A 16,491-nucleotide genomic window follows, 5' to 3' on the forward strand; every position below is an offset into this window, starting at 1 on the left:
CTTGTATCTATTTCATGGGGCAGCGCTAAGTTAATTTTTGTTACCGATAGATTTATTCGAGAGTCGAGAAATTTTAATGGCAATGAATCAGAAAACATCTTTCATCATTGAAGGCGCTGGAAACCTGCTTGCTCGTTTCCGGACATCATCTCGTCAACGCAGGGCAAAAATGTTTTTGGATCACTTTGACTTGACTTCAGAAACTAAAATACTTGATTTGGGAGGATGGAATGGTGTTCATATTCATGCGGTACTGGAGAATTCTCCAGTGCAACCAGCCAACGTATATATTGCTGATATTGACGGGCAAGCAGTTCAGCAAGCTTCGGAGCGCTTTGGGTTCGTCCCGGTTGTAATTCCAGAAGCAGGTCCGCTGCCTTTTCCGGATAAATTTTTTGATATTGTTTTTTGTTCTTCTGTCATTGAGCATGTAACTGTTCCAAAAGATAGCGTATGGACATTGGTTTCCGGTCGTATCTTTCGCGAAGAAGCGCAACGCCATCAGGGTGAATTTGCAAGGGAGATTATTCGTCTGGGTAATGGCTATTTTGTGCAAGCGCCTTATCGTTGGTTTCCTATTGAAACACACTCCTGGTTACCCTTTGTCAGTTATTTGCCACGCCGGCTTCAAGTTCCTTTGTTCCGATTTACCAATCGCTATTGGGTCAAGCAAACGAGTCCGGATTTTTATTTACCAACCGTAAAAGATATGCAGCGCTATTTCCCTGAGGCGAATATTCTTGAAGAGCGTGTATTGGGTTTAACCAAGTCCCTAATTGCTTATCAGCGAAGCTAATAAATGTTGCCTACTCCGCGCAGAGTCCTCATTATAGTCGAAAATCTTCCATCGCCTTTTGACCGGCGCGTATGGCAAGAAGCGACAACCTTGCATAGCAGTGGTTATGCCGTTTCAATTATTTGCCCGACAGGTAAAGGGTATGAAAAAGAATATGAAATGATCGATAACATTCATATCTATCGCTATCATCTTCCGTTTGAAGCGGAGGGTGCGAAGGGTTATCTGATTGAATATTCACTTGCGCTATTTCACACCTTTCGTCTCTCCTGGAAAGTATATTTTAAACATGGTTTTGACGTAATTCATGCTTGTAATCCACCGGATTTATTATTCTTGGTTGGCGGATTCTTTAAAGTGCTAATGCGGAAAAAATTTATTTTCGATCACCACGATATCAATCCTGAACTCTATGAAGCCAAGTTTGGCCGGCGCGATTTATTCTATAGATTACTCGTATTGTTTGAACGCTGGACATTTAAGACTGCGGATGTTTCGATTGCGACGAATGAATCATACAAACGAATTGCCATTGAACGCGGCGGTATGGATCCGGATAAAGTTTTCGTGGTTCGTAGCGGGCCGAAGTTAGATCGATTGAGAATCATACCGCCCAAAGAAGAGCTTAAGTGCGGACGAAAATATTTAATCGGCTATGTCGGCGTTATGGGAGCGCAAGAAGGAATTGATTTATTACTGCAAGCAGCACGTTATCTGGTTAAAGATTTAGGACGGACAGATGTACACTTCGGCTTAGTCGGCGGCGGTACATCGCTGGTTGAAATGAAGCAAATGGCGATAGATCTTGGAATAACCGATTTTGTCACTTTTACAGGCCGGGTACCGGATCAAGAATTGTTGGAGATGCTCAATACTGCGGATATATGTGTCAATCCGGATGTGGCTAATGAAATGAACGATAAATCAACTATGAACAAAATCATGGAATATATGGCGCTCGGTAAGCCAATTGTTCAATTTGATCTCACGGAAGGAAAAGTATCCGCGCAAAGAGCATCTTTATATGCCAATAAAAATGATCCAGTCGATATGGCGAAAAAAATTCTGCAATTATTGGATGATGTGGAATTGCGTAAACAAATGGGTGAATTTGGCCGCAATCGGGTCAAGAATGAACTTGAGTGGCGGTATGAAGCGCCAAAATTGCTATCAGCATACGATACAGTATTCGCCGATAAAAATAATATCTGAGATATAAGCTTTATATTTGGTACTTAAAGAAAGACTGCGTGAAATAGAAGGAACACGACATGGTTCAAATGTATGATGATGGCACGTATCATGAAAATAACCCAACATGGCATGAAGAAGATTCGCCATGGAAAGCAAAGCAGATAATAAAAATTATTGAGAAGAACCGTCTCAACCCCCAAAAAATTTGTGAGGTCGGTTGCGGTGCGGGAGAGATCCTGAATCAGCTATCTCTTTATTTCGGAACGGATAAGGAATTTTTTGGCTACGAAGTATCGCCTCAAGCTTATCAGCTTTGTCTAACGAAAGCGAAACCGAATCTAACATTTCAACTTTCAAATCTTCTGAGTGAGGATACGGAATTTCTTGACATAGTTTTGGCGATTGATGTCTTTGAGCATATTGAAGATTATTTCACTTTCCTAAGAAAGTTAAAAAACAAAGCCCAATACAAGATTTTTCATATTCCACTCGACCTCTCAGTTCAATCAGTTTTACGATGTTCTCCAATTCTTAAGCTCAGACGGTCTGTTGGTCATATTCATTACTTTACCAAGGAAACAGCGCTCGAAACGCTAAACGATACCGGTTATAAAGTAATTGACTATTTTTATACAGGAAATACCATTGATTTACCGAATCGTGGATGGAAAGCGAGCTTAATGAAAATTCCAAGAAAGTTAGCTTTTTCGATCAATAATGACCTCGCTGTCAGAGTTCTGGGAGGTTATTCGTTGCTGGTATTAGCGGAATAATTGACTTCGTAAAACCCGAAGTAATATCTCACCTAATAGAATTATTTTGGAGCAGTGAGCCGATTTTGCTTACTGCATAATTTTAGTTGCTCTTATTACTCGAATTCACCATGGTTTATCACATGAAAGTCAGTATTATCATCAAAGCACTCAATGAAGAGAAGAATATTGTTCGCGCAATTGAATCAGCCTTAGCCGCTGTTGATAAAGTAGGTAGCGGTGAAGTAATTTTGGCTGATTCACTATCGACCGACCGGACCGTGGATTTGGCTAATCAGTTTCCGATGCGGATTGTGCAGCTTATCAATCCTCAAGATCGCTGTTGCGGGGTAGGTGCTGAACTCGGTTATCGTATTGCACTTGGCGAATATGTATACATTCTTGATGCAGATATGGAATTGGATGGTGATTTTCTGGTTGCCGCAGTTGCGGCATTGGATGCAGATCCGTCGTTAGGAGGTGTAGGGGGTGTTATCGAGGAAATGTACATAACGAATGCTGAATTTCGTCGTCGTACTGAAGATGATATCTTTAAATTTGGTGAAGTTGATTGCTTGAATATGGGAGGATTGTATAGAAAATCAGCTGTAGAGCAGATTGAGTATTTGACGAATCGCAATTTACATTCTTACGAAGAGTTTGAGCTCGGTTTGCGGTTGCGTGCGAATGGATGGCGCTTACAACGATTAAATCTACAAGCGGTTAAACATTACGGTCATACCGATACGAGTTTTAGATTGCTATGGCGGCGCTGGTGTGGCCGTTATATTTGGGGAGCGGGTGAGTTATTGCGCGAAGCATGGGGAAAACCTTATTTGCGGGCAGCTTTAAGGGGGGTTGTCCAGTATCGTTTATCACTAGTAGTTGGAGTTTGGTGGTTGAGTCTCTTGCTGAGTGCTATTGGCGGATTTTACCATCCTCTGGGCTGGTGGATATTCACCCTTTTATTATTAGTTCCATTGCTCTTCGGGGTGTTTCGAAGAAAGTCTCTGATGGATGGTCTCTATATGGTGGTATCGCAAAATCTTCATACTGCTGGTGTTATCATGGGTTTTTTTTCAGCCCGGCGCGGAGATCCCGCTCAATCTCCGGAGTTCCGGACAGTTAAGTAGTTCGGGCCTATTTAAAGCCGTTTATGCGATGAAGTTTTTGATAATAAGAGTTTTCCAGCAATGATATTAGGTTTGCTCAATACCGGATTATTACAAGAAAAAATGATGGGGTTTTTAGCAGGTAAAAGCAATTATTTTAAAGCGCTATCATTAATCTTTCTTGGTTTGATAGTTCCTAATGTTTATGCCGAGAAAGGTTTACTTTTCAAATCGAATTTTGGTCCGGGTGTTTCCATTGGCGAACCCCACAATTTCTTTCCAACTGGTAATGGCGGCTGGCAGGCAATTACCGGTGTCGATTCGGTAACAGGTTATAGTTGGCCGGTAAAAGCATTTGGCTCAGTTTTTTCTGGTGTTCAGCTCATTACGATTGATCCCATTACTTCTGAGTCTATTGGCAATTATATAACCAATGAAATTAGAACAGTTATCGGGCCAAGGGGAGAAGCAACCAACGCGCTTTTTCAGAGCGTAAAAATCAAAGGGGCCGTTGGACAAGCCGGTTCACAGGCGCCATTTATTTTTCTAAGGCCGCCAACAATTAGCGATGTCACGGATTTATATATCGCGTACTGGATCAAATATCCGCCTGATCTTATAGGAAAATTGGATCCTACAGTTTCAGCTGGAAATTGGCGTACTCAGTTTGAATTTAAGACGGGCGGATATGGCGGGAATGCCAGTAGCGGTGATTACCGGATCGTGACAAATATCCTGAAAGACGTCGATGGCAGACTCTACTGGATTACAAAAGGAGATAGTGTTGCGAATGGTCCTATTTCCGATGTTACTTACTGGCGAGTAGAGAATCGCTCAGTCCCGGTGCCTGTTGGTGAGTGGTTTAAATTTGAAGCTTACTGGCATCGTTCAAGTGGCAAGGATGGGCGATTCTGTGCTGCTGTCAATGAACGGGAAATAGTTAAGTACCAAGGGTCTACCATGGGAGAGCACAATCTTCCAATTACCCGGATCATGGTTAACAACGCCTACAGCGGCGGGCATGCCCCCATAGAATCTTATACGACAGGATTGGAGATATGGGAAGTGATTCCCGCTGCTAGAATTGGAAAATTTTGCTTTTTTGATTGAGATCTGAATGGATACACTGATTCCTGTTATTTTATCGGGCGGTTCGGGAACGCGACTATGGCCGCTTTCACGCGAGAAGCATCCAAAGCAGCTATTATCGCTCATTGATGATGATTCGCTATTGCAAGCCACTGTCCGCCGAATGGATGGCCTGGAGGGTATTACAGTTAATGCTCCCATCATTGTTTGCAACGAAGAATATCGTTTTGTCATAGCCGAGCAATTGCGGCTGATGGATAAAAAAGGCACCATCCTGCTCGAACCTTTCGGAAGAAACACGGCGCCTGCGCTAACTCTGGCAGCACTTTCCGCCATGCGGATGGATAAGGATCCGGTGTTATTGGTTATGCCGTCTGATCATGTCATTTTGGATATCGAATCTTTTCATGAAGCTGTTTCAATGGCGATGCCGCAAGCATTGACCGATAGCATCGTTACGTTCGGTATAACTCCGGATGCACCGGAAACAGGGTATGGCTATATTCAGCTTGGAGAATCGTTAACAGAAGAAAATACTGCATATCATATTACACGCTTTGTAGAAAAACCGGATTTATCAACCGCGCAAGCCTATTTGGATTCTGGGAAGTATCTCTGGAATAGCGGGCTGTTTATGATGCGTGCATCGATATGGCTGGCTGCAATTGCAAAATCTCGACCTGATATTCTTGTTGCATGCCAGGGTGCGTGGGAAAAAGGATCGGAAGATGGTGATTTTTTGCGGGTGGATAAAAATGCCTTTGAACATTGCCCCAGCGACTCTATTGACTATGCCGTGATGGAGCGAATCACCGATCCCCGGAATGAGCTGCCCAGTGGTGTCGTCATTCCTCTTTCGGCAAAATGGTCCGATATCGGTGCCTGGAGTTCTTTATGGCAAGTACTGCCTAAAGACGAATCAGGAAATGCTTCAAAAGGCGATGTATTATTGAATCACTGCAGCAATACGCTTGTCATTTCAGAGAATCGCTTGGTGACCTGTGTGGGTGTCGAAAACATGATTGTAGTGGAAACCGCTGATGCGGTATTGGTTGTCAATAAAGACAAAACACAAGACGTGAAACTAATCGTTGATTCCCTGAAAAAACAAGATCGACTGGAAGGCCGTTGGCACCGTAAGGTATTTCGTCCATGGGGATGGTACGATGGCATCGATGCGGGTGAACGTTTTCAAGTGAAGCGAATTGTTGTCAAGCCTGGTGCGGCATTGTCATTGCAGATGCACCATCATCGGGCTGAACACTGGGTTGTCGTGCGGGGTACGGCGCGGGTAACGCGGAATGAAGAAATTTTTTTAGTTTCCGAGAATGAATCAACGTATATTCCCCTCGGCACTAAGCACAGATTAGAAAATCCCGGCTGTGTTCCGCTGGAGATGATTGAGATTCAATCGGGTTCGTATCTCGGTGAAGATGATATCGTGCGTTTTGAAGATATTTATGGCCGGCGGATTCAAGGTTGATGTGTAAAAGTTCATACACATCAACCCTAAAATATAAGAATCGATTCCAAGAAGTTTAGTGACTTAATTTTATGCATTTTCATGTTGTTTGTTTGCACCAACGATGGTCATGATATCACCTGCTTGCAGATGTAACAGCTTGGCAATGTCTTCATAATCATCCGGCAAGGCTGCATCATCCCATCCATTGGCGGAATGTCTCGCCAGGTTTACCGCGAGTATCACATTGCGGACGCGTTGAAACCCGGAACAGTTGTCGTCCATCAGGGTGATTAACAGTTCCGGAAGTCTCCATTTAATCGCGAGTTCATGTTGTAACTGATTCAGCGGGAAACCGAATATTTTTTCTTGCGCGGCGGAGCTTCGTAGCGTTTTGTCTTTCTTTTGTAATTGCTTGATTTTCAGCATTTCGTTGGGCGCGAAGCACCACATCAAGATTTCGGCGATATCATGCAATAGCGCCGCGAGCCGGATATCTGCAAAGTGCAAATCATGCAAACGGATTGCCCAGTCGAAAGCATAAGAAGCAGCCAAATTTGCACGATGGGAAGTTTTTAACAGATAGACGAGGGCGCTCCTATTATCTTTTCCAAGAATATCTTCCACCAACGGCGTGGCGGGAATCAGCCGGATTGTATTTTCAAGTCCGAGCATCAATACGATTTGCTCGACTTCCATTACATCATGTTCCTGACAGCGATGCTTATGCTTTTGCATATAGCGCATCAGTTTTACCGTCATTAAAGGATCATTTTTTACAATATTCGCGTAGCTGCGCGCATTCAGGTTATTTTCATCCTGTTTGAGAATTTCAAGATTTCGTGCGGTTTGCTTGAGAACAGGAATTTCTGCTGTCGTAAGAAAATTAACCCAATCCGATAATTTTCTTTGATTTTGTTGTAGCATTTCTGAACTCCTGATTTATTGTCGCAAGGAGTTTTTTTACGACATTCCTATATAAATCTTTAGGAAACAATAATCTACCAATAAAGTTCAGTTGTTATCGGGAAAATGTTTTGTTAAGTATGCCGGGTCGTAAAGAGACCGCTTAGAAAAATAATCGAGCAAGCTCAACGCCGGGATCGGCGGCTCGCATAAAGGCTTCGCCAACGAGGAACGCATTGACCTGATGGGTGCGCATCAGTGCAACATCCGCGGGTGTATGAATACCGCTTTCGGTAACGACTGTTTTATTTGACGGGATTTTATCCAATAATTCCAGCGTGGTATGCAAAGTTGTCTCAAAGGTTCTCAGGTTGCGATTATTAATTCCAATGAGCGGTGTTGAAAGCCGGAGCGCCAATTCAAGTTCGGCGGCATCATGGACTTCAACCAAAACCGCCATGCCCAGCGATTGAGCCAATTGCTCGAGTCTTATCATACGTGCGATGGGATCGCTGGCCGCATTATCTTGGCTGGAATCGTTCTCGAGCAAGAAAGCGCTTACAATTAATAAAATGCAATCGGCATTCATCGCACGCGCTTCCGCTATCTGATATTCCTCAAGAATAAAATCCTTGCGCAATACCGGCAGAGAACAAGCCGCGCGCGCGGCTTGCAAATATTCGGGAGCTCCCATGAAAAATTGCTTATCCGTTAACACCGAAAGACACGCCGCACCGTGCTGGGCATAAGTTTTGGCGATTTCGCCGGGCACGAATTCAAACGCTTGCGCATCACCGGATGCCGGGCCGCGCAAAACGCCTTTGCTGGGGCTTGCTTGCTTGATTTCCGCGATGACCGCTGATTGCCCCGTTTTGATTTTGTTTTGGATTGCGCCGGTGAAATCCCGCGCTGGCGGCGCAGAGTGCGCTTCTTCAAGCAGCGCTGCATAGGGCTTTTGCGCCTCTGCGGCAGCAATCTCTTGCTTCTTGACGGTCAGAATTTTTTTTAAGATATCGGACATAATTTTTTACGCGAGATCCCGGTTGGTAAATTCAACAAGATCGTGCAGTTTCTTTAAAGCAGCACCACTTTCGATCGCACGGAGCGCCGCTGTTATTCCTGATTCGAGCGAACCGGCAATTCCGGCGGTGTAAATGGCTGCGCCAGCGTTCATCAAAACAATATCCCGCGCCGGTCCCGCCGCATTTTCCAATACCGAAAGCAGCATTCTTCTGGCTTGCTCATTGTCCTTGACGCGGATGGTGTCAAGCGAAGCGGTTTTGAGATTAAAATCCTCCGGCCTGACCGAGAACACAGTAATCTGATTATTTTTCATTTCCCCAATTCTGGTTTCGCCCGCAATCGTGATTTCATCCAATCCGTCTTTGCCGTGAACGATCAGCACATGCTCACTTCCCAAGCGCTGCAGCACTTGCGCCAAGGGCTCGACCAATTCGTCGGCAAACACGCCTAGAACTTGTCTTTTTGCATTCGCCGGATTGGTTAACGGCCCCAGGATATTAAAGAGTGTTTTGATGCCCAATTCGCGGCGTACCGGCGCTGCATGTTTCATTGCGGCATGATAATTGGGCGCGAACATAAATCCCACGCCGATTTCACGGATGCTTTGCGCGACTTGCGCTGGCGTTTGATTGAGATTGACGCCCAACGCTTCCAATACATCCGCGCTGCCGGATTTGCTGGAGACCGATCTGCCGCCATGTTTCGCGACGCGCGCACCGGCGGCGGCGGCGACAAATGCCGATGCGGTTGAAATATTGAAGGTGTGCGCGGAATCGCCGCCGGTGCCGCAGGTATCAACCAGGTAAGTTTTGTCGGCGATATCGACTTTGGTTGCGAATTCGCGCATGACTTGCGCCGCTGCTGCGATTTCCCCGGCGGTTTCTTTTTTTACACGAAGACCGGTGACGATGGCAGCAATCAGAACGGGGGAAACTTCACCCTGCATGATTTGGCGCATCAAGGAAATCATATCCTCGTGCAGTATTTCCTGATGCTCGATCAATCGCTGAAGCGCTTCTTGTGGATTCATTGGATTGTCTCCGGGATTACAGCACTACGCACGCTTAAGAAAATTTTCGAGCATTTGATGTCCATGTTCGCTCAAGATTGATTCCGGATGGAACTGAATGCCTTCGATCGCGAGGGTTTTATGGCGAACCCCCATGATTTCATCATCTTCGGTCCACGCCGTAATTTCGAGGCAATCCGGCAATGTCGACCGCTCGATCACGAGGGAGTGGTAGCGGGTTGCAATAAAGGGGTTCGGCAAGTTGCGGAAAATTCCAATGTTATGGTGATAGATCGGCGATGTCTTGCCGTGCATCAGTTGTTTCGCATGAACAATGTGTCCGCCGAATGCTTGCCCGATACTCTGATGCCCCAGACATACGCCTAGCACCGGGATTGTTTCACTGAATTTTTTGATAACGGACAATGAAATACCGGCTTCGTCAGGTGTGCAAGGACCCGGAGAAATCACGATCCGGTCAGGCTTCAACTTCAAGATCGTATCCAGGGTAATTTCATCATTTCTATATACCACAACCTCTTCACCCAGCTCCGAAAGATATTGCACGAGGTTGTAGGTAAAAGAATCGTAGTTATCGATCATTAACAGCATTTTGAACTGGTATTCATATAAATAATTATCAGATTATACCAAACGGCGAAACAAGTTTATTCCGCCGATTTTACCAGCATGGAAGCCCATCAATAATGATCGCAAGATGTTACAGAGAGTTTATTTGGCGGAGAAGGCGGGATTCGAACCTTGATCTATATTTGATATATCAATCATTTATTATTTACCTCTGATATTTTTGTGTCATTTTGAAGTATTTCTGCAGGTTTCAAAAACTTTATCAGAATCAGTTTAAACTTATTTAATTAAACCATCAAGATAAGTTGAATCTTGGGGTAAAAATATATCTTTAAGATGCTTTGATTACCAGCTTTCTTAACCACGGTTCAAGGTGAGGCAAATCAAATGTATCTGTTTCAAACATTTGCATCATGTCGGCGTGAATAATCATTGATTCACAGTTGATTCGATAACCATTAATACGAAGAAAAATATCAGTAGCTGCAAAAGCTACGCGTTTGTTGCCATCTACAAAGGGATGATTGATGGCTAAACTTTCCATCAATGCGGCTGCTTCCGCAACTATGTCAATATAGTAGCCTGATTGAAGGCGAAATAAAGCAGATTCAAGTGCGCCAAGATCACGGATACCAAGTGTTCCGCCGTAACGTTTTATTAATATTGAATGGATTGCTAGTACATCGGGAACCGTCAAATACTCTTTCAATGTTATTTAGCTAATTCACGGTAGAGCTGATCAAATTCGTTTTGACTTTGCTCAAAAGCATTTATAACCTGATGGCGTGATTGGCGTTTTTCTTTACGCTCGATGTATTCCCGCAGGGCTTCATCAAGTATTTCTTGAATAGGGCGCCCCTCAGATTCAGCAATTTTTCGCAGTGCAGTAAGGACTTCTGGCGCAGCCTGAGAGGAAAATTTTTCGCGGACAGTGTTAGGCATGAGATATCACCATATCCTGATGTTTTTGAGAATTTTATGATACGCTAAAGATTGTTTTTTTATCAATGTATTTGTAGCCCCTCGTGTTACTTGAACGGGATAATAAGAAGTGTATAAAAGAACAAAAAAACATTAATATTAAGCAGTATAGCCAGTTAAAAAATTTATCTTAATGAATAAGAAACCAAGAATATTTATTGCATCATCTACGGAATCATATAGTATCGCACAAGCGATAAACCACAACCTTGACAGACCAGCAGAAACAGTCTTATGGACAAGACCCGAGCCTTCACAAAATTTTATTGATTCACTGATCAAGCTAACTAGAAGTGTAGATTTTGCAGCATTTCTTTGCACACCTGATGATCTTGTAATAATGCGCGGCGAAGAAAAAAAAACAACGCGCGATAATGTTCTGTTCGAGTTAGGCTTATTTATGGGATATCTTGGAAAGGAACGATGTTTTATTATTCTGCCCCGGGATTCAAAACATCATACTCCAACAGATATATTAGGTATTGCACCAATAGATTATGAGCCTAACCGAAGTGATAATGATTTCATTTCTGCCACAAAGTCTACGTGTACAGTTATTACTAATGTAATGGATCGGATGGGATTCTTTCATACAAACCCTCAAAAATCTGGGTTAGAAAGAAATGATTTTCAATTAATAGATTCATTCCCTAAGAAAGGTCAGAAAATCTCTACAGATGATATTAAGAAAATATTTCTAAAATTTAACAAACCTGTTGATCGTAATTCAGTTATGTACATAGGAAATTACTATATTCAAGAAAATACATTTGCTCAATGGAATGGTGCAGGCTGGATACAATTTGATGAAGATGATACAAAGCTAATATGGCATATACACGAGCATTTGTTAAGCCACAAAAGTATGCATGGTCCACTTGAAATTGATTATCCACGATTTGAAATTCATATTGGTCGTGAACCGGAAGAATGGCGATTAAAGGATATTGATGGCAATTCTTTACCATTGATAAAATTGCCAGTCACAATAAAAAATTAAGATAGTAAAATAAAGGTTTTCCAGTGCTCATATTTGGCGAGCCAGACAGGATTAGAACTATGTTTTACTCTGCTTCTGAGGAATATATCGTCCATAGCTCTTTCTAATCTGTCCCCAATCCTTGTGTCCCATTTCCTCGGCAACATGCATGTGATGCCCACCTCGCGAAAGCATTGTAGAAGCGAAAGTGTGACGGGTTTGATAAGGATTGCGATATTTAATGTTTGCCCGTTCCAATGCAGGAATCCAAACCGTTTTGCGAATGGCCTGATCGTCTTTCCAAGGTTTGTTATGGCGTGGATTATGAAAAACAGTCTCTTTTAGTTTTTCAGTGTAGGTTTGCTGGCTAAGTAAGGCTTCTCTGGCTTGGGGTTGAAGTATGATAGTACGTTCTCCTGACTTGGTTTTAGTACCTTTTAAATGATTCCGCACTTTTGCAACCCTGACATGGATGCAGTTTTGTTTCAGATCGACATCCTGCCAACGCAAAGCGATGAGCTCGGATGTTCTCAAACCCGTCCAGAACGCAAACTGAATCAGGTTTTTTTCTTGCCCTACAAGTTCATTCAGAATACTTGCGACTTCATCGGGTGGGAAGGGTTGCGGTTCTCGCGTATGGATTGGTAAATTTTTCACATGATCAAGCGGATTTTTGGCGATGATTTCATCGTGATACATTTCGTCGTATAACTGGCGCAGTGGTATCAGAATGTTATTTTTTCGCTTGTTGGAACAAGGAAGTTCAGCCAGCCATTCTTTAATTTTGAGTGCAGTGAGTTCATCTATCGTTAGATCGCCAAATATTGGAATCAAATGGTGATAAATTGCGCTTTCATAGTCGCGCAGTGTGCTTGGTTGGCATCGGGATTGAGCGCGTTGTAACCAATCAATCAGGCCTTCGCGAATAGTGTAACGATCTGGCCGGGTTTTGCGAAATTCTTTTGCTTTCTTGCTGTATGGAAAGTGCCTCGAATAATCAAAAGTGCCGATGCTGATTTCATACAGTATTGCTTGCCGCTTAAGGATCAGTTCCTTTTGTGCGGCCTTGGTCGGCGGAATGGGAATAGTTTCCCGGCAGCGCACGCCTTGATAGGTGAAGGCGATCTGGGCGCTATTGCCGCGAATCGTTATGCCACGCTGCCTTGAATCCATGCGTAAGCTGCTTTTGCGATGATGAAGATTCGGCCGTTTGGTGCTTTTACCCAATGAATCTTTTCTCTCCATTGCCCTTTCTTTCTATACTGCCGGATGGCTTCTTCGGTTAAGCCGGTTAATTCAGCAAACTTCTTGATCGTTACCAGTATATGTTCGGAGTGGTTCATTTCTTTTCCTCCCCGTCATTGCCAGCGATATGTTTAGCTACCTGCTTTTCGACTTCCGCTTGGCTGTCGATCAAACCCTTATCCGCCACTTTGCGCTTACCCATGACCACTGCCCAGAAGCTGCCAAGCTTTTCGGTGATGGCATAGCCAATACTTTTTTTCTGGCCGAATTCGGTGATTTCCGGGCATACGTCTTTAAACTCAACGCCGAGCACTTTTTCATAACGGCGGTAAGTGGCCGGGTTGTGCAGAATCTTGAGAACCCGCCAGCCGAAATACTGTCCTATTATCAATGCGCCAAGAGCACTTTCAAGCGTAGTGCCAACGCCCCGGAATTCCTTCATGTTCTGGAGTATCTTTTGTTCCGTTTCTTCATTGAGAACGAGCAGTTTTCTGGGGTTGTCTGCTGTGTTTGTTTGGTTTCCTTTGTCTTTCATAATCAATAGTGTTCCTGAAAATATATAGAAGTTTTCATAGTACACTACTAATCATGGTAGTCAATAAGATACTTGTCCTATTCGTCGAGAAGCTTCACTTGCGTGTAAAACTCCTCTTTGGTGAATTGCCGCATCTCGTCGTGAAACTTGATGACAATCTCGATCTGGTCGTTAAGTGTCAACACGCCGCAAATGTGCCCGATTTGCGTGATGCTGTATTTTTGGCCGGGTTGCAGCACGTCTTTTTTGAGTACGGCTAAGCGGTAGATTAAAGAAACAGCTTCCTCAAGATCGAATGTATTCATTATGTTTTTTCTTCTGTCTTTTTTAGTGTTGAGTTGGGATTTCATAGATAACCTCCGGATGATAAAAAGGGGTTGGTACAGTTATTGATACAAGTCCAAGAGAAACAGCTGCGGCGCGACATGACGTGCGCGCGTCTCGCGCCACGCTCCGTAATGTCACGTCCTCGCTGTCCGCCATCACCAAAGGCATCCAGACATGCTTGCGTGTGCTATAACCCAATCCTCTCCAAACAATACCGGCCACCCGTAACGGTGCAGCGTCACCATAGCGACCGGCTAGCGGTGAGTACACTTCGCCGGTCATTGGATTAAGCTGCTGGCTTTCATCGTAGAATGGTTTGATGGCTTGTTGGTTGTGCGGGGTCTCGGGATCGCCCATCGCCAGCATGAAGGCTGCCCAATCGCTGGCGGTCGCCGATTGACGGATGGTTTCAAGTTCCGGGTCGTCGCATTTGCCGAGTTTTCTCAGTTGCCGCCAAACGGTAACGCTGGGACCCCCGATCTGCTGGAATTGCCGGATACCCCAGGTGTTGGCCCAAGCGGTGATGCGTTCCGCTGCCTGAATAGCATCGTTACCGTACAAGTCCTGCTCCAATTGATAGCCGTCGATGTTTTTGGAGATGTACTTGGCAATATAACCGACGGCTGAGCCTTTGGCGGGATCGATGGGTTCCACTTTGAAGCGGCGTTTTAATGCGCCGGGTTCGCTGCCGCTATCCAGAAGTGCATAATGGCTCATAACTCTACGAACAGCTTCGCGGTGTTTATCAGGCATGAATAGCAGCAAGTGCCAATGCGGGGTGCCGTCGTGGTGCGGTTCGACTACACGGAAACCATAAGGGCGGATGTTCAGCCTATCGAGTTCGGCGCGGATCAGCGCCCAGAGGTGTGTCAGATACTGGTGCGCTTCCAGGGTGGTCGTGCCGTCATGGCGCGGATTGGCATAGCCGGTATGCAGACAGGCGTGCATGCGGGAAGGGGTGGTAAGCGTATAGAATTCACCCACATGACCCAGATAATTGGCCACCATCTCAAAACCGCGGATTCGTGTCATCAATTCGGCACGGCGAACGACTGGATTGGATACCGAACGGTCGGCTAGGTTCTGCAGGGAAAAAATCTCGCCATTCTGGTTGCTTACGAAGTTCGAGGCCAGGTACAGCCGGTTCCGCTCCTTTTGTTTGCGCTTAATATGAATGGTGTAGTCGCTGGCATAGATGCCACGGAGGCGGTTGACCAGCTCGAGATTGCGGGCAATGGTCTCAATCTTGCGCAGTTTCAGTATTTGAATTCTGCGGTTCCACCAGCGCGAGCAGCACATGCGGTTCAATGCCGGTTCCAGATCGTCGCCTTTGACGGATGGCCGTTTGACTTGGTAGTGATCGACGACACGCAGGCAGGCCTGATAGGCTTCAAGAGGAGATTGTGCGCGAGTGCGGGCTGTGTAGCATTTTTCGGCGAAGCGCTTGGCGGCTTCAAACAATTCCTCACTATCGCCGCATAGATTCAGATCCTCGATGCGCAGCTGGTTGTAAATATCCTGCAGTTCATGATTGGCTTGCTCGAAACTGGAACGCTCGGCGGTTTTGACGTAGTGGGCGGCCAGGTCTCCGGCAATGGGGACAAGCTCGGAAAAAATATGCTGACGCATGCGGCGGCAATTTGCTGTGCCGTAAGATGCTGTGCGCTCATCGGCAAAAACGACTTGTGGCAAATTTGTGTCATTTTTGTGCCACAACCGAGGCCTTTGGAGACCTACCGAGACTAACCGGTCATTTTTTGAAACACAACTAACACCCTGTTTATTATGGGTCTTAGTTGGTCTTGAGTGGTCTGGGTGAGACCTTAAACTGGCGGAGAAGGCGGGATTCGAACCCGCGGTACGGTTTGAGCCGTACACACGCTTTCCAGGCGTGCACCTTCAGCCGCTCGGTCACTTCTCCAGGTAAATTCGGCAAGGGGGCAAAGAATAAACCAGATATCCTTTTCGGGCAAATTTGTTTTTGCAGCGGCTAACGCGATTACGGTTATTCGAGGAACTTCCAGGCTGAGAAAGCCGCGCCTTGCCCGATAGTGGCGCCGTCCGGCTTTTGTATCGTCCAAATGGTCGCTTGTTCGACCAGGAAGCGCTTGCCGCTGCTGGAAATCCGGATGCCGCGATAATCCGCGATATAGCCTTGGGTTTTTGCTTGTTCCAGCATGCGGGCGCGTTCTTCGCGGTTGGGCGGTTCGGCGGTGAGGCGTGACGGTGTTTGTGTGAATTGCTGCCAATTCATTTCCCATAACGCCAGCGCTGTTTGATTGCCGTAATTTAACACCGGATCCGCTTCGGTACCATGCGATGCGACGACAAACGGGCTATGGAACAGCCGTTGCGCTTGTTCGAGCGGCGTGCCGCTGCGTTCGATGAGTTCGCGCCGGAGCCAGTGGGCGTAGCTGTCGAGCAGGTATTGGCACCACTGCACGGCCGGGGGATTGCGCCATTCATGCTCCATGGCCGCTCAAGCAATTA

19 protein-coding genes and 1 tRNA gene are annotated in these 16,491 nt (G+C 45.3%); 7 read left to right on the forward strand and 13 right to left on the reverse strand.

Annotated elements, in window-relative coordinates; all coding sequences use genetic code 11:
- Positions 1–76: 76 nt before the first annotated feature.
- The 6 genes from RBH92_RS05290 to RBH92_RS05315 all read left to right on the forward strand — a co-directional run bounded on the left by RBH92_RS05290 (position 77) and on the right by RBH92_RS05315 (position 6,426).
- Complete coding sequence (locus tag RBH92_RS05290) at positions 77–796, forward strand: class I SAM-dependent methyltransferase (protein ID WP_307933585.1); 720 nt, start codon at positions 77–79, stop codon at positions 794–796.
- Between the two features lie 3 nt (positions 797–799).
- Positions 800–2,008, forward strand: coding sequence for a glycosyltransferase family 4 protein (locus RBH92_RS05295; protein WP_307933586.1), 1,209 nt, complete (start codon positions 800–802; stop codon positions 2,006–2,008).
- Positions 2,009–2,067: 59 nt separating this feature from the next.
- Positions 2,068–2,763: a class I SAM-dependent methyltransferase gene (locus RBH92_RS05300; RefSeq protein WP_307933587.1), complete on the forward strand. Its 696-nt coding sequence runs from the start codon at positions 2,068–2,070 to the stop codon at positions 2,761–2,763.
- Positions 2,764–2,885: 122 nt separating this feature from the next.
- Positions 2,886–3,875 (forward strand): glycosyltransferase family 2 protein, encoded by a 990-nt coding sequence (locus tag RBH92_RS05305; RefSeq protein ID WP_307933588.1) that lies wholly within the window; start codon positions 2,886–2,888, stop codon positions 3,873–3,875.
- Positions 3,876–3,935: 60 nt separating this feature from the next.
- Positions 3,936–4,964 (forward strand): hypothetical protein, encoded by a 1,029-nt coding sequence (locus RBH92_RS05310; protein ID WP_307933589.1) that lies wholly within the window; start codon positions 3,936–3,938, stop codon positions 4,962–4,964.
- Positions 4,965–4,971: 7 nt separating this feature from the next.
- Complete coding sequence (locus RBH92_RS05315) at positions 4,972–6,426, forward strand: mannose-1-phosphate guanylyltransferase/mannose-6-phosphate isomerase (RefSeq protein ID WP_307933590.1); 1,455 nt, start codon at positions 4,972–4,974, stop codon at positions 6,424–6,426.
- Positions 6,427–6,495: 69 nt separating this feature from the next.
- Here the strand turns inward: RBH92_RS05315 and RBH92_RS05320 are convergent, their stop codons facing one another.
- The 6 genes from RBH92_RS05320 to RBH92_RS05345 all read right to left on the reverse strand — a co-directional run bounded on the left by RBH92_RS05320 (position 6,496) and on the right by RBH92_RS05345 (position 10,876).
- Positions 6,496–7,332, reverse strand: a complete 837-nt coding sequence (locus RBH92_RS05320) for an HDOD domain-containing protein (RefSeq protein WP_292925460.1) — start codon at positions 7,330–7,332, stop codon at positions 6,496–6,498.
- A gap of 142 nt (positions 7,333–7,474) precedes the next feature.
- Complete coding sequence (gene trpC, locus RBH92_RS05325) at positions 7,475–8,332, reverse strand: indole-3-glycerol phosphate synthase TrpC (protein WP_307933591.1); 858 nt, start codon at positions 8,330–8,332, stop codon at positions 7,475–7,477.
- A 6-nt stretch (positions 8,333–8,338) separates the two neighbouring features.
- Positions 8,339–9,364: an anthranilate phosphoribosyltransferase gene (trpD, locus tag RBH92_RS05330; protein ID WP_307933592.1), complete on the reverse strand. Its 1,026-nt coding sequence runs from the start codon at positions 9,362–9,364 to the stop codon at positions 8,339–8,341.
- Between the two features lie 24 nt (positions 9,365–9,388).
- Positions 9,389–9,955, reverse strand: coding sequence for an anthranilate synthase component II (locus RBH92_RS05335; RefSeq protein ID WP_292925457.1), 567 nt, complete (start codon positions 9,953–9,955; stop codon positions 9,389–9,391).
- A gap of 310 nt (positions 9,956–10,265) precedes the next feature.
- A complete protein-coding gene (locus RBH92_RS05340; RefSeq protein WP_307933593.1) occupies positions 10,266–10,643 on the reverse strand; it encodes a type II toxin-antitoxin system death-on-curing family toxin in 378 nt (125 codons plus the stop codon).
- 2 nt (positions 10,644–10,645) lie between these two features.
- Complete coding sequence (locus RBH92_RS05345; protein WP_307933594.1) at positions 10,646–10,876, reverse strand: hypothetical protein; 231 nt, start codon at positions 10,874–10,876, stop codon at positions 10,646–10,648.
- A gap of 172 nt (positions 10,877–11,048) precedes the next feature.
- Between RBH92_RS05345 and RBH92_RS05350 the strand changes: the two genes are divergently transcribed.
- Positions 11,049–11,915 (forward strand): TIR domain-containing protein, encoded by an 867-nt coding sequence (locus tag RBH92_RS05350; protein ID WP_307933595.1) that lies wholly within the window; start codon positions 11,049–11,051, stop codon positions 11,913–11,915.
- A 57-nt stretch (positions 11,916–11,972) separates the two neighbouring features.
- Here the strand turns inward: RBH92_RS05350 and RBH92_RS05355 are convergent, their stop codons facing one another.
- The 7 genes from RBH92_RS05355 to RBH92_RS05385 form a co-directional block, all read right to left on the reverse strand.
- Entirely contained in the window at positions 11,973–13,067 is a 1,095-nt protein-coding gene (locus RBH92_RS05355; protein WP_307933596.1) for a site-specific integrase, read from the reverse strand.
- Positions 13,043–13,237: a MerR family transcriptional regulator gene (locus RBH92_RS05360; RefSeq protein WP_307933597.1), complete on the reverse strand. Its 195-nt coding sequence runs from the start codon at positions 13,235–13,237 to the stop codon at positions 13,043–13,045. Before RBH92_RS05360 ends, RBH92_RS05355 begins: the two co-directional genes overlap by 25 nt.
- Positions 13,234–13,674: a hypothetical protein gene (locus RBH92_RS05365; RefSeq protein ID WP_307933598.1), complete on the reverse strand. Its 441-nt coding sequence runs from the start codon at positions 13,672–13,674 to the stop codon at positions 13,234–13,236. Before RBH92_RS05365 ends, RBH92_RS05360 begins: the two co-directional genes overlap by 4 nt.
- Positions 13,675–13,751: 77 nt before the next feature.
- Positions 13,752–13,979 carry a hypothetical protein gene (locus RBH92_RS05370; RefSeq protein WP_307933599.1) on the reverse strand — a complete coding sequence of 76 codons (228 nt, stop codon included), beginning with the start codon at positions 13,977–13,979 and terminating at the stop codon, positions 13,752–13,754.
- 22 nt (positions 13,980–14,001) lie between these two features.
- Entirely contained in the window at positions 14,002–15,630 is a 1,629-nt protein-coding gene (locus RBH92_RS05375; protein WP_307933600.1) for a replication endonuclease, read from the reverse strand.
- Positions 15,631–15,830: 200 nt separating this feature from the next.
- Positions 15,831–15,922, reverse strand: a tRNA-Ser gene (locus RBH92_RS05380).
- Positions 15,923–16,006: 84 nt separating this feature from the next.
- Positions 16,007–16,474, reverse strand: a complete 468-nt coding sequence (locus RBH92_RS05385; RefSeq protein ID WP_307933601.1) for an MEKHLA domain-containing protein — start codon at positions 16,472–16,474, stop codon at positions 16,007–16,009.
- Positions 16,475–16,491: the final 17 nt, after the last annotated feature.

The sequence above is a fragment of the Nitrosomonas sp. sh817 genome (assembly GCF_030908545.1).
Lineage (GTDB): Bacteria > Pseudomonadota > Gammaproteobacteria > Burkholderiales > Nitrosomonadaceae > Nitrosomonas.

Bases quoted from the DNA above. Each gene is read 5' to 3' on its own strand.
- trpC (WP_307933591.1), bottom strand. From the start codon at position 8,332: ATGTCCGATATCTTAAAAAAAATTCTGACCGTCAAGAAGCAAGAGATT.
- trpD (WP_307933592.1), bottom strand. From the start codon at position 9,364: ATGAATCCACAAGAAGCGCTTCAGCGATTGATCGAGCATCAGGAAATA.
- RBH92_RS05385 (WP_307933601.1), bottom strand. From the start codon at position 16,474: ATGGAGCATGAATGGCGCAATCCCCCGGCCGTGCAGTGGTGCCAATAC.
- RBH92_RS05370 (WP_307933599.1), bottom strand. From the start codon at position 13,979: ATGAATACATTCGATCTTGAGGAAGCTGTTTCTTTAATCTACCGCTTA.
- RBH92_RS05350 (WP_307933595.1), top strand. From the start codon at position 11,049: ATGAATAAGAAACCAAGAATATTTATTGCATCATCTACGGAATCATAT.
- RBH92_RS05315 (WP_307933590.1), top strand. From the start codon at position 4,972: ATGGATACACTGATTCCTGTTATTTTATCGGGCGGTTCGGGAACGCGA.
- RBH92_RS05335 (WP_292925457.1), bottom strand. From the start codon at position 9,955: ATGCTGTTAATGATCGATAACTACGATTCTTTTACCTACAACCTCGTG.
- RBH92_RS05295 (WP_307933586.1), top strand. From the start codon at position 800: ATGTTGCCTACTCCGCGCAGAGTCCTCATTATAGTCGAAAATCTTCCA.
- RBH92_RS05305 (WP_307933588.1), top strand. From the start codon at position 2,886: ATGAAAGTCAGTATTATCATCAAAGCACTCAATGAAGAGAAGAATATT.
- RBH92_RS05360 (WP_307933597.1), bottom strand. From the start codon at position 13,237: ATGAACCACTCCGAACATATACTGGTAACGATCAAGAAGTTTGCTGAA.
- RBH92_RS05355 (WP_307933596.1), bottom strand. From the start codon at position 13,067: ATGGATTCAAGGCAGCGTGGCATAACGATTCGCGGCAATAGCGCCCAG.
- RBH92_RS05320 (WP_292925460.1), bottom strand. From the start codon at position 7,332: ATGCTACAACAAAATCAAAGAAAATTATCGGATTGGGTTAATTTTCTT.
- RBH92_RS05375 (WP_307933600.1), bottom strand. From the start codon at position 15,630: ATGCGTCAGCATATTTTTTCCGAGCTTGTCCCCATTGCCGGAGACCTG.
- RBH92_RS05345 (WP_307933594.1), bottom strand. From the start codon at position 10,876: ATGCCTAACACTGTCCGCGAAAAATTTTCCTCTCAGGCTGCGCCAGAA.
- RBH92_RS05365 (WP_307933598.1), bottom strand. From the start codon at position 13,674: ATGAAAGACAAAGGAAACCAAACAAACACAGCAGACAACCCCAGAAAA.
- RBH92_RS05290 (WP_307933585.1), top strand. From the start codon at position 77: ATGGCAATGAATCAGAAAACATCTTTCATCATTGAAGGCGCTGGAAAC.
- RBH92_RS05300 (WP_307933587.1), top strand. From the start codon at position 2,068: ATGGTTCAAATGTATGATGATGGCACGTATCATGAAAATAACCCAACA.
- RBH92_RS05310 (WP_307933589.1), top strand. From the start codon at position 3,936: ATGATATTAGGTTTGCTCAATACCGGATTATTACAAGAAAAAATGATG.